The sequence below is a fragment of the Mesorhizobium sp. M0491 genome, assembly GCF_040321265.1.
In the GTDB taxonomy this organism is placed as follows: domain Bacteria; phylum Pseudomonadota; class Alphaproteobacteria; order Rhizobiales; family Rhizobiaceae; genus Mesorhizobium.
Genome location: NZ_JAMYRE010000026.1, coordinates 24,532 through 36,154 on the forward strand (window position 1 = coordinate 24,532; position 11,623 = coordinate 36,154).

General features: G+C 64.6%; 11 protein-coding genes. 7 read left to right on the forward strand and 4 right to left on the reverse strand.

Features of this window, described 5'->3' with window-relative positions:
• Positions 1-53 precede the first annotated feature (53 nt).
• The 4 genes from alr (at position 54) to NKI69_RS27860 (ending at position 3,820) form a co-directional block, all read left to right on the forward strand.
• Complete coding sequence (gene alr / locus NKI69_RS27845) at positions 54-1,193, forward strand: alanine racemase (RefSeq protein WP_352722968.1); 1,140 nt, start codon at positions 54-56, stop codon at positions 1,191-1,193.
• A 273-nt stretch (positions 1,194-1,466) separates the two neighbouring features.
• The gene (rnk, locus tag NKI69_RS27850; RefSeq protein ID WP_023811790.1) at positions 1,467-1,883 is read left to right on the forward strand and encodes a nucleoside diphosphate kinase regulator; all 417 of its coding nucleotides are present in this window, start codon (positions 1,467-1,469) and stop codon (positions 1,881-1,883) included.
• Between the two features lie 2 nt (positions 1,884-1,885).
• Positions 1,886-2,440, forward strand: a complete 555-nt coding sequence (locus NKI69_RS27855; protein ID WP_081734873.1) for a GreA/GreB family elongation factor — start codon at positions 1,886-1,888, stop codon at positions 2,438-2,440.
• Between the two features lie 123 nt (positions 2,441-2,563).
• The gene (locus tag NKI69_RS27860; RefSeq protein WP_023811792.1) at positions 2,564-3,820 is read left to right on the forward strand and encodes a D-amino acid dehydrogenase; all 1,257 of its coding nucleotides are present in this window, start codon (positions 2,564-2,566) and stop codon (positions 3,818-3,820) included.
• 4 nt (positions 3,821-3,824) lie between these two features.
• Here the strand turns inward: NKI69_RS27860 and NKI69_RS27865 are convergent, their stop codons facing one another.
• The 3 genes from NKI69_RS27865 to NKI69_RS27875 form a co-directional block, all read right to left on the reverse strand.
• Entirely contained in the window at positions 3,825-5,981 is a 2,157-nt protein-coding gene (locus NKI69_RS27865) for a phospholipase D-like domain-containing protein (RefSeq protein ID WP_352722969.1), read from the reverse strand.
• Entirely contained in the window at positions 5,978-6,421 is a 444-nt protein-coding gene (locus tag NKI69_RS27870) for a phospholipase A2 family protein (RefSeq protein ID WP_352722970.1), read from the reverse strand. The genes NKI69_RS27865 and NKI69_RS27870 overlap by 4 nt, the downstream gene beginning before the upstream one ends.
• 198 nt (positions 6,422-6,619) lie before the next feature.
• Positions 6,620-7,501 (reverse strand): LysR family transcriptional regulator, encoded by an 882-nt coding sequence (locus NKI69_RS27875; protein ID WP_023811795.1) that lies wholly within the window; start codon positions 7,499-7,501, stop codon positions 6,620-6,622.
• Positions 7,502-7,876: 375 nt separating this feature from the next.
• Between NKI69_RS27875 and NKI69_RS27880 the strand changes: the two genes are divergently transcribed.
• Positions 7,877-9,373, forward strand: a complete 1,497-nt coding sequence (locus tag NKI69_RS27880) for a CoA-acylating methylmalonate-semialdehyde dehydrogenase (RefSeq protein ID WP_023811796.1) — start codon at positions 7,877-7,879, stop codon at positions 9,371-9,373.
• Positions 9,374-9,589: 216 nt separating this feature from the next.
• On the forward strand, positions 9,590-9,889 hold the full coding sequence (locus NKI69_RS27885) for a hypothetical protein (protein ID WP_352722971.1): 300 nt from the start codon (positions 9,590-9,592) through the stop codon (positions 9,887-9,889).
• A gap of 54 nt (positions 9,890-9,943) precedes the next feature.
• On the opposite strand, the gene NKI69_RS27890 is transcribed toward NKI69_RS27885, so the two are convergent.
• Positions 9,944-10,636 carry a GntR family transcriptional regulator gene (locus NKI69_RS27890; RefSeq protein ID WP_352722972.1) on the reverse strand — a complete coding sequence of 231 codons (693 nt, stop codon included), beginning with the start codon at positions 10,634-10,636 and terminating at the stop codon, positions 9,944-9,946.
• Between the two features lie 69 nt (positions 10,637-10,705).
• Between NKI69_RS27890 and NKI69_RS27895 the strand changes: the two genes are divergently transcribed.
• Entirely contained in the window at positions 10,706-11,599 is an 894-nt protein-coding gene (locus NKI69_RS27895; RefSeq protein WP_352722973.1) for a dihydrodipicolinate synthase family protein, read from the forward strand.
• Positions 11,600-11,623: the final 24 nt, after the last annotated feature.

Here is an 11,623-nt window from a genome sequence, read left to right on the forward strand (position 1 = left end):
CCGCGCCGGCCCGGCGGTCCTATTGATGTATCCACTCCACGCGAAGGGTCGCCATGAACGACGCCCCCCAAAAGCCGCCGCCAGAAGAGGTCACCGCCACAAGCGAAGTGGCGGCTGGGGCCATCCTCACCATCGATCTCGGTGCAATCCGTGAAAACTACCGGCGGCTGAAAGCGCGGTTGGGCGATGTTGCCTGCGCTGGTGTGCTCAAGGCGGACGGCTACGGCGTTGGCGCCGGCCAGGTCGGGGCGGCGCTGCTGCGCGAAGGCTGCGATGTCTTCTTCGTTGCGCTTCTGGGCGAAGGCGTCGCCCTGCGCCGCTCGCTTGGTCCGGGCCCTGCCATTTTCGTGTTGAACGGCGTTCCGTCCGGTGCCGAGACGGACGCCGTGGCAGCGGACGTTTGCGCTGTCATTAACAGCCCCGAGCAACTGGTGGCCTGGCGTGTGGCGGCTCGCCGCGCCGGCCGAAAACTGCCGGCCGCGATCCAGGTCGACAGCGGCATGTCGCGGCTCGGCATGGCGCCCCGGGATGTGGAGCGCGTTGCCGCCGATCCGCAGGCCTTCGACGGCATCGACATCCGGTTCGTGATGAGTCATCTGGCTTGCGCCGACGAGCCGGAGCATCCGGCCAATGAACGGCAGCGGCTGGCGTTCGAGCGGCTGCGCGCAATGCTGCCGGCGACGCCAGCCTCGCTCGCCAATTCGTCCGGCATCTTTCTTGGGCCATCCTTTCACTACGATCTCGCCCGCCCCGGTGCCGCCCTCTACGGCATCAATCCGACGCCGGCAAAGCCCAATCCGATGCTGCCGGTGGTGCGGCTGCAGGCAAAGGTGGCACAGACGCGCAGCGTCGAAAAGGGCGCGGGCGTCGGCTATGGCCATACCTATCAAGCGCAAGGCCCGCTCAGGCTGGCGACGATTTCGTTCGGCTACGCGGATGGCTGGCAGCGCCGCGCCGCGTCCGCCGCCTGGTTCGAGGGCGTGCGCCTGCCTTTCCTCGGGCGAGTGTCGATGGACTCGATCATTCTCGACATTTCCGCCCTGCCGGCCGGCAGGCTGCGCGAGGGTGATCTCGTCGAACTGCTCGGTCCCTCGCAAAGTGTCGACGACGCTGCCGGCCATGCCGGCACCATCGGCTACGAGATTCTGACCAGCCTCGGCTCGCGCTTCCATCGGCGCTATGTCGGCGGTTGAGCGGTTTGGCCACGCTTGACAAGCGGACGCCTGTCGGCAAGGCTCCTTGCATGAGCAACCCAGCTTATATCAGAACCTTGTTCAGGGTCTGCCCGATCGCGGGATCGTAGCCCCGGCGCGGCCGCCTTTTGGCGTCCGTCCGAACCGGGGCATTTCTACCTGATCATCATTCCCGAGCCAGACAGCTTCGCGGCTGCCGGCTTTTCATCAAGCCACCGTTTGTGCGGCGGCAGGCGCGCGTCTGTTCGATGCGCCAACTCATCGAGGTTTGCCATGCAACATGCAACAGGATTGCGTCCACCGAGCCGGCCTCTGGTCAGCGATGCCGACCACCACAGGCTGACCGGCCTGGCGCGGGCGTCGCTCGACCGCGTGCCCGAGACGGCCGAAGAACTGCTTTCGGAAATGGACCGCGCCATCGTCACGGCAGCGGCTTCCATGCCGGCCAACGTGGTGCGGATGGGTTCGACGGTGACAATCCGCAACGATGGCGGGGAGCGCATCACACTGGTCTATCCCGGCGATGCCGACATCAGTGAAAACAGGATCTCGGTGCTGACGCCGTTGGGGACGGCGCTCATCGGCGCCACCATCGGGCAGACAGTGCGCTGGAGCAGTCGTGGCGGCCGGGAACTGTCGGCGACCATCGAAGTGGTCGATGCGCCGGCCTGCGGGCGGGAAGGGTCCTGATCATGGAGACGGCGATGACAGGCGCGAATTTCCGGCTGACGACAAAGGACTTCGCCGTCCTCGAGATCATGTTGGAGCGTCGGCGGGCTTTCGCGGATCCGATTGTTCCAATGCTTGAAGACAAGCTTTCCAAAGCCGAGGTCGTCGCGATCGATTCGGTCGGATCCGATATCGTGACGCTGAACAGCAGGCTGGTGTTTCGTGTCGATGCCGGCCCTGCCCAGACCCGGACCCTGGTGCAGAACGAGGTGCGCGGTCCGGTCGGCTCCAGCCTGTCGATCATGACAAGGCGGGGGCTTTGCATGCTCGGCATGGCAGAGGGTCAGACTGCATGGATCGAACAGGCCGACGGCAGGCGGGAGTCGGTCCTGATCGCGACCGTGCTCTACCAGCCGGAGGCCGCGCGGCGTGCCGTCAGGGAGAAATCCCAGGCCGAGGCGCGACGGCCGCATGGGCTCACCCTCGTCTACAGCGCCGCAGCCGATTGGCGGCCCCTTGGCGAAAGGGCCGGAATGCGGCAGACAGGGGATGACGACCCCGGTCCCACGGCGGCGTGAACAGGCAACACTGCACGATCCCGAAAGTCAGCATCGATTTTCGCCGGGGATCGTGCGCAAATCGGAAATGCGGCCGCGTCCAGGCGTCCCCAAGGACGTGCTGCGCGCCGCAAGGAGTGAACGATGAAGATCATGGTGCTGGGCGGCGGCGTCATCGGAGTGACCACGGCGTACTTCCTTGCCGAGGCCGGCCACGAGGTGACGGTTCTCGACCGCCAGAAAGGCCCGGCGCTGGAAACCAGCTTCGCCAATGCCGGCGAGATTTCGCCCGGCTACGCCTCGCCCTGGGCCGGACCCGGCATTCCGCTGAAGGCGATCAAATGGCTGCTGATGAAGCATGGCCCGCTGGTGGTGCGGCCGGCCTTCGACCCGCATATGTGGACATGGCTGATCAAGATGCTGCGCAACTGCACGGCCGAGCGCTATGCGATCAACAAGGCGCGCATGGTGCCGCTCGCCGAATACAGCCGCGACACGCTGAAGGCGCTGCGCGAAGCGACCGGCATCGCCTATGACGAGCGTACCCAGGGCACGCTGCAGCTGTTCCGTACGCAAAAGCAGCTCGACGGCACCGGCGGCGATGTCGAGGTGCTGAAGAAGTACGGCGTGCCTTACGAGATCCTCGACCAGGACGGCTGCATCGCGGCTGAGCCTGGCCTTGCCGGGGTGCGCGAAAAGTTCGTCGGCGGCCTCAGGCTGCCGCACGACGAGACCGGCGACTGCAAGATGTTCACCGACAGGCTGGCCGAGCTTTGCGTGGCGCGCGGCGTCAAGTTCGAATACGACGTGACGATCTGGCGGGTCATCCGCAGCCGTAACCGCATTGCCAATCTCAGCACCAGCAAGGGCTGGAAGGCCGCCGACGCCTATGTGATGGCGCTGGGCAGTTATTCGGCAGGTTTCATGCGCCGGGTGAAGCGGCCGATCCCGGTCTATCCGGTAAAGGGTTATTCGATCACCGTGCCGATCAAGGACGCTGCCGCGGCGCCGGTGTCGACGGTGATGGACGAGACCTACAAGGTGGCGATCACCCGGCTCGGCGACCGCATCCGGGTTGGCGGTACGGCCGAGATTTCCGGCTTCGACCTCAGGCTGCACGAATCGCGGCGGCGCACGCTGGAACACTCGGTCGGCGATCTCTTTCCGGGCGCCGGCGCGATGCGGGACGCGACGTTCTGGTGCGGGCTGCGGCCGATGACGCCGGACGGTCCGCCGCTGATCGGCCGCACCGAGCTCTCCAATCTCTATCTCAACACCGGCCACGGCACGCTCGGCTGGACCATGGCTTGCGGCTCGGGCAAGGTGCTGGCCGACATCATCTCCAGCCGGGTGCCCGACATCGACGTCCGCGACCTCGCGCAGGAGCGCTATCTGCGGTAGAAGGTCAGAACGCCTGTCGGACCCAGTCCTCGTCGAACAGCAGCCGGTAGGCCCACGGTATCGTCACATTGGTGGCGACCGGGTTCGAGTGGGCGACATAGTCGTCATAGATCGGCTTCATCCTGGTGTAGAAGGCCGGATCGAGCACCATCATGCCGTTCTCCGAGTCGTGAAAGAAGCTGCGGTTGTTGAGATTGACCGACGAGATGGCGACCAGCCTTTCGTCGATCATCATGATCTTGGAATGCAGCACCACGTCAGGCGACTTGAACTCGCGGATGTTGATGCGGTCGCCATATTTCTCGACGAACAGCTTGTTGAGCGCGGTGAGAAACTTGCCGCCGATATCGCCCTTGAGATCGATGCGGCCGACAATGTCGATCCTGACGCCGCGGGCGAGCGCCCGGTCAACAGCCTGGGCAAGCTTGGGCGTTAGGTTGAGGTAGGGGTTGACGATCTGGATATGGTGCCGGGCGGCGTCGACCAGCTCGACGAAATAGTCCTCCAGCGCATGACCATCCTCGTAAGGCACCGAAATGAAGTGTCGTGCCGTGCCTGACGGGCGGGCGCCGTCGGACCGGACCGGAATGGAGAAGGGGCGCGCCAGATTGGTGTCGGCGTCGCGCAGCCACATTGTCGAAAGATGCGCAGCCAGCGTTTCGACCGTGGCCGGATCGGCGAACTCGATGTCGAAGTCGCTCCAGTTCGAATAGTAGTTCAGCGAAAACCCGTCGGTCTTGTCGTATTGCTCAAGGTCTGGATAGCGCGACAGATCGATCGGCTGGTGGAACAGGAAGCCGTCATGGATGTTGCGGCCACCGATGATGGCGCGTGAGCGCCCGGGATCGTCGGCAAGCGTTGCCAGCATCTTGACGTGATGGACCTTGTGCAGTTGTGAGGTCTGCTCGTCGATCGGCGCGCCATGGTCCGCCCGCCAGCGATATTCTTGCAATTCGACATTGGGGAATTCGGCGGCCAGCCGGTGCAGCAGGGCGTCGTCCTTGTCGCGCTCCAGAACGTCGGTGACGATGATGCGGACCTTGGTGCCTAGTGCTGCATGATGGCGGATCAACCGCTCGATGATGCGACCGGAGAAGTCGGCCTTGAACTCCAGCGACGACAGATAGATCAGCTTCAGCCTTGGCGCCCTGGAGAAATCGAGCGGCAGTTCCGGGTCGCCCTTGTCGATGGCGCTGTCGGACAGTGGTGCTCCCATCAGCGCCTCGACCTTGGCGTTGAAGCCGTCGCGCGATTTGCGCAGCAGGCGCGGCTTTCCGATCGGCAAGGCACAGGTCTGCGAGAGCCAGCGGCTGGCATAGAAGGCGCGGCTGAGCGGATCGAGGCCGGTTGGGTCTGGCGTCGGGCAACGCTCGTAGCGGCTGTCGAAGGCGGCGAGAGCCGGATCGGCGGTCTCTTCGCGCCGGATGGTGAGCGGCGCGCCGGCCGGGGCGAGGCTGGAGCGGATCCTTGCCGTGCAGCGGTTCAGACCGTCACTTGGAAACAGGCTGACCGTGTCATCCTCGCCGGTCAGGCGAAAACGGAATGCCGTGCCCGTGGCGATGGTGCGTGAACCGCCGCCGGCACGGATCGCCAGCGTGCCGTCGCAGACGCCTTCGATGTCGGCCGGTTGCTTGCCGGCCTGGCGCAGGACGATCTCGACGCTGCGCGCCTGCAGGCCGGAGAAATCGAAGATCCTGGGCACTGAGGGCCGCGCTGCCGCATCGATGTAGAGCGTCTGCCGCGACACCCGCCAGCGTCCGTCGAAACGGCCCTCGCCGCTATTGGCGCCGGCCGGCGGCAGATGCGTTTCGGCCACCGGCCGGGCCAGTTGTTGCAGTGTCCGGTAGGTCTCCTGGAAATCGCTGTTGCGGATCTCATGGCGGTCATGGCCGAAAGGGCCGGTGCCGTTGGCGCGGTCCATGGCGCCAAGCTGATGGCGGGCGAGCAGCGCCAGGAACCGCTTTTCGTAGTCGCTGGTGCCGGCGTCACCGAAAAACTGTGCGGCGGCGATCCGCGGCCCAGCTGTCTCGGCGGAGAGCGCGGGTCGCGCGCAAGCGCTCTGACCTTGCAGGAGATCGCAGGCATTGCGGCCAGCGACGGCACAGCCGGCAAGGACAGCCAGCCCGAACAGAGCGATGGCGATGGATGCGTGACCCTTCACCCGGCCGCTCCGGTCTTCAGGGCGCTCAATTGCGCCGGATCGCGCGGCGGCATGAAGCCCTGCGGGAAGACCTTGCAGACGGGAATGGTGAAGGTGGCGATCAGCAGTTCGGCCTCGCCGCGCATTTTACGCGGCGCTGTCTTGTCGTCGCGGATCGCTTTCGCCGAGGCGACGAGGGTGCCGTCGCAGTCGCAATGGTTGTGGCGGGCGATGTAACAGGCGTCATGCGTCTGGCAGGCAGCATCGAGGCGGTTGACCGGCCGGAACGACAGATCGCCGGTGCGGGTGCCGGGGCCGCAATAATTGCCGAAGACGAAAGGCGAAGGCCGCGCCATGGCGTTGCGGATCGGTTTGGGCAGTTCGGCCTCCGGGACCTTCGTCCACGGATTGGCGCAAGCGGAAACGAAAAGCAGCGGCAGGATGGCAAGAACGGCTCGCATGTCTATCCGCGCCAGCTTTCTGAAAGATTTCCCTACGCGGCGACCGCGCGCCTGATGCCACACTCGCTGGTTTTGTGGCAAGGAAAAGGCGCACGGCTAAAGCGCAGCGCGTTTGAAAGGATTCATGCGATGCGCTTTAGCGTCTTTGTTTATGCATGTCGTTCTCCCAAAACCGAGATCACTTTTGGGCGACATGCATCAGACAAACAGGTTTCGCTCCCGCTCCACTGCCTTGGTGATGAAGCTGGCAACGATCTGGACGCGGCGCAGCGGCCTGACCGATTCGTGATAGACCAGCCAGTAGGCACGGCGGATGGGCGCGACAGCATCGACGGACACAAGTTCCGGCATCGAGCGGGCGACGAATGTGTGCAGGATGCCGATGCCGGCGCCCGAGCGCACCGCTTCGGCCTGGCCGAGCGCCGAGGAGATGGCGAAGCTGGTGCGCCAGTCGGCGCTGAATTCGGCCGCGTAGTCGAGCGAGGGACTGACGATGAGGTCCGGCACATAGCCGATCAATGTGTGCTGGCCAAGCTCGGCGGCGGTTTGGGGCAAACCATGCACGTCAGCATAGGCGCGGGAGGCAAACAGGCCGAGCGAGTAGTCGACCAGCTTTCCCGCCACCAGCCGACCCTCCGTCGGCCGCTCGACGGTGATGGCGATGTCGGCCTCGCGCCGCGACAGAGAGAAGGAGCGCGGCACCGGCACCAACTGGATCGTCAGCTCGCGGTGCAGGGCGGTCAGCGCGCCAAGGCGCTTGGCCAGGAAGGCGACACCAAACCCGTCCGGCGCGCCGATGCGCACCGTGCCGGAGACATCGTCGCCTTCGCCGGCAACGGTCGAACGTGCGGCGATCATGTCGCCTTCCATGCGCTCGGCAATGTCGAGAAAGCGCTCGCCGGCAGGCGTCAGCTCGCTGCCGGTGGTCAACCGGCGAAACAGCTTTGTCCGCAGCGCATCCTCGAGTGCGGCGATGCGGCGCGAGACAGTGGCGTGGTTGAGCTCCAGCCGTTTGGCCGCGCCAAGGATCTGGCCGGCGCGCGCCACGGCGAGGAAGATGCGGACGTCATCCCAGTTCATGGGGATGGTCCGATCTAATGACGAGCGTCGCGTTCCCGCCCACCCCCCTCTGTCCTGCCGGACATCTCCCCCGCAAGGGGGGAGATTGGCAGCTCCGCTGACAGAGCCTCTTTTGCGGAGCTGAAGATTTGCGAAAGCGACCGCTGCATCCGATCTCCCCCCTTGCGGGGGAGATGTCCGGCAGGACAGAGGGGGGTGTGACGAAGCTCAACCTTGAGAAATCCTGTAAAGACGGGCGCACCCTATCATTTGCGGCAATTGATGCACAGGTGCCTCTCGTTATCTACTTTCCGCACAACGGTTGCGTTCTCACTCGCGTTGCCATCCGCCGGCCAAAGGCGGACAATGCAGCATCACAAACAAGGGAGAGAAATCATGATCGACTATGGTCATTTCATCGGCGGCAAGCATGTCGCCGGGACCAGCGGCCGCAAGCAGGATGTCATGCAGCCGATGGACGGCTCCGTGCGCGGCACGGTGGCGCTGGCCTCGCAGGCGGAACTGCGCGCGGCGGTCGAGAATGCCAAGGCAGCGCAGCCGAAATGGGCCGCGACCAACCCGCAGCGCCGCGTGCGCGTGCTGATGAAGTTTCTCGAACTGGTCGCCCGCGACTATGACGAACTGGCCGACATCCTGGCGCGTGAGCATGGCAAGACGATCGCCGACGCCAAGGGCGACATCCAGCGCGGCCTCGAAGTGGTCGAAGTCTGCATCGGCGCGCCGCATATGATGAAGGGCGAATTCACCGACGGCGCCGGCCCCGGCATCGACGTCTATTCGATGCGCCAGCCGCTCGGCGTCGTCGCCGGCATCACGCCGTTCAACTTCCCGGCAATGATCCCGCTGTGGAAGATCGCGCCGGCCATCGCCTGCGGCAACGCCTTCATCCTGAAGCCTTCGGAGCGCGATCCCGGCGTGCCGATGCGCATTGCCGAACTGTTCCTCGAAGCCGGCCTGCCGGCAGGCATCCTCAACGTCGTCAACGGCGACAAGGACGTGGTCGACGCCATCCTCGACGATCCCGACATCAAGGCCATCGGCTTTGTCGGCTCGACGCCGATCGCCCATTACATCTATTCGCGCGGCACGGCCGCCGGCAAGCGCGTGCAGTGCTTCGGCGGCGCCAAGAACCACATGATCATCATGCCCGATGCCGACATGGACCAGACCGTCGATGCGTTGATCGGCGCCGGCTACGGCTCGGCCGGCGAGCGGTGCATGGCGATCTCGGTCGCCGTCCCGGTCGGCAACGATACCGCCAACCGGCTGATGGAAAAACTGATCCCGCGCGTTGAAAGCCTGAAGGTGGGTCCTTCGACGGACTCTTCCGCCGATTTCGGCCCGCTGGTGACGGCGCAGGCATTGGAACGCGTTAAGGGCTATGTTGACACCGGCGTCAAGGAAGGCGCCAAGCTGGTCGTCGACGGCCGCGGCTTCTCGATGCAGGGTTATGAAGACGGCTACTATATGGGTGGCTGCCTGTTCGACAACGTGACCGCCGATATGCGCATCTACAAGGAAGAGATCTTTGGGCCGGTGCTCTCTGTTGTGCGCGCGCCGACCTATGAGAGCGCGATCAAGCTCGCCAACGATCACGAGATGGGCAATGGCGTCGCCATCTTCACCCGTGACGGCGATGCTGCGCGCGACTTTGCAAGCCGTGTCCAGGTCGGCATGGTCGGCATCAACGTGCCGATCCCGGTGCCGATCGCCTACTACACCTTCGGCGGCTGGAAGGCATCTTCCTTCGGCGACCTCAACCAGCATGGCCCGGACGCGTTCCGCTTCTACACCAAGACCAAGACGGTGACCTCGCGCTGGCCGTCCGGCATCAAGGACGGTGCCGAATTCGTCATCCCGACGATGAACTGAGCCGGACAACAAATTGGTTTGGATTCAACGCTCGGGCGCTCGCGCCCGGGCGTTTTTTTGCAATCGGTGGCGACCCTATCCGTTGAACGCTAATGTGATGGAACCAAGTAGCATCTGCCGTCTTGGTTTGCAGTCCTGCCGCAAGGAGGTACGGCAGATCAAGCAACGGCGCTGGCGACAGCTTCGGGGACATCGTCTGGCGCAAGGAGGTGTCAGATGACCCGTCTTGTCGCAACGCTATTTTTCGCGGCGGTTTCCGCGTTTCCGGCCACCCCGGCGATGGCAGAGCAATGCGCGGCCCGTGCGGATATGATCAAAGCGCTCGGGGAAAAATTCCACGAAAGCGAAGCGGCGCGGGGCCTGGTCAACCCGAGCCTGATTCTTGAGATATTCGTCTCCGACCAGGGCACCTGGACAATTCTTGCCACCGACACGCATGGTCAGAGCTGCGTCATCACGGCAGGCGAAGGCTGGGACGGTCCGTTGATGGCGGCGGCTGCCTTGCCCGGGACTTAACCCGAGCTTCGAGGAAGCGCCAACGACGAGAGCGCACCGGATATAAAAGGACGTTCAGCGCGTGGCGGCCGTCTCGGCGTGGCCGCGCAACAGCGCCATCAGGCGTTTGGCGTCCTTGGCCGCGGCCTCTTCGTCGCCCGCAAGGATCGAGCGGATCAGCGCTACATGGTGCTCGGCGGATTCGGCAAGACCGGTTTCGGCCTTGTAGCGGAACCAGAAGCGGCGGCTGTGGGTCTGCAAGGGGGCGGCCAAACGGGCGGCGAAGGGATTGTCGGCAGCCAGCGCCAGCGCTTCGTCGAGTGCCTTGTCGGCCTGGATGAAGGCAAGCACATTGCCCGAGATCACCGCTTTCTGCATGGCGAGCGCTGCTTCGTGAAACAAGTCGGCGGCTTCGCGGGTGACGAAGCGGGCGGCCGAGCGGGCGAGCACCACCTCGACGCCGCGACGTGCATCGAGGACGCGCAGCCAGTCGCCGGCATGGAGCGGGGCGATGGCGATCCCGGCGCGCGGCCTGATGTCAAGCAGCCCTTCCCAGGCCAACCGCTGGATCGCCTCGCGCACCGGTGTCCTGCCAAGCCCGAGCCTGTCGATCAGAGCGCCCTCGGTGACGAAGCTTGCCGGGGCCAGTTCGAGCGTGACGATCATGTGCTCGAGCACATGGTAGGCCCTGGTCGCGGCTGGCTCCGTCGCGGTGCTTGCTGCCGTGGATATCAAATGCGCTCTCCTGATATATCTTGAATATATCATAACGGAATCCGCATTGACAGCGGGTTTGTTAATAGATATACCACTGATATATCAGATGGAGAGATGATCATGTGGACCGGAGTTTTTCCTGCCGTCACGACCAAATTCACCGCGGATGATCGTCTCGATCATGCCGAGATGGAGCGCTGCTTCAGCCTGCAGATGGAGGCCGGCTGCGACGGCATCATCGTCTGCGGATCGCTCGGCGAGGGGCCGATGCTGTCGCCCGACGAGAAGATCGAGGTGCTGAAGACCGCACAGAAGGTCGCCGGCAAGAAGCCGGTGCTGCTGACCGTCAACGAGGCCGGCACACGCGAGGCGGCCAGCATCGCCAAGCGCGCGAGCCGGGAAGGCGCCAACGGCCTCATGGTCGTGCCGAGCCCGATCTACCACACCAATGCGGAAGAGACGGTTGCAGCGCTTCGTGCGGTCGCCGAGGCGGGCGACCTGCCGGTCATGATCTACTCGAACCGGCTCGCCTACCGTGTCGACGTCACCGTCGACCAGATGGAGGAGCTGGCGTCGGACAAGCGCTTTGTCGCGATCAAGGAATCCTCCGACGACATCCGTCGTTCGACCGAGATCATCAATCGCCTGGGCACCCGCTACGACCTGTTCACCGGCGTCGACAATCTGGCCTTCGAGGCGCTGTCGGTCGGCGCCATCGGCTGGGTCGCGGGACTGGTCACAGCCTTCCCGCGCGAGACCGTCGCCATATTCCAGCTGATGAAGCAGGGCCGCCGCGAGGAGGCGCTCGCCATCTACCGCTGGTTCCGGCCGCTGCTCGATCTCGATGTCTCGACTTACCTGGTCCAAAACATCAAGCTTGCCGAAGTGTTCGCGATCAACACAAATGACCGCGTTCGCATGCCGCGCCAGCCGCTGTCTGGAGAGCGCCGCAAGGCTGTCGAGAAGATCGTCAAGGATGCGCTCGAGGTTCGGCCGAAGCTGCCGCAGTTCTGAGCTGGTATGAAGCGAGCGGGGCGG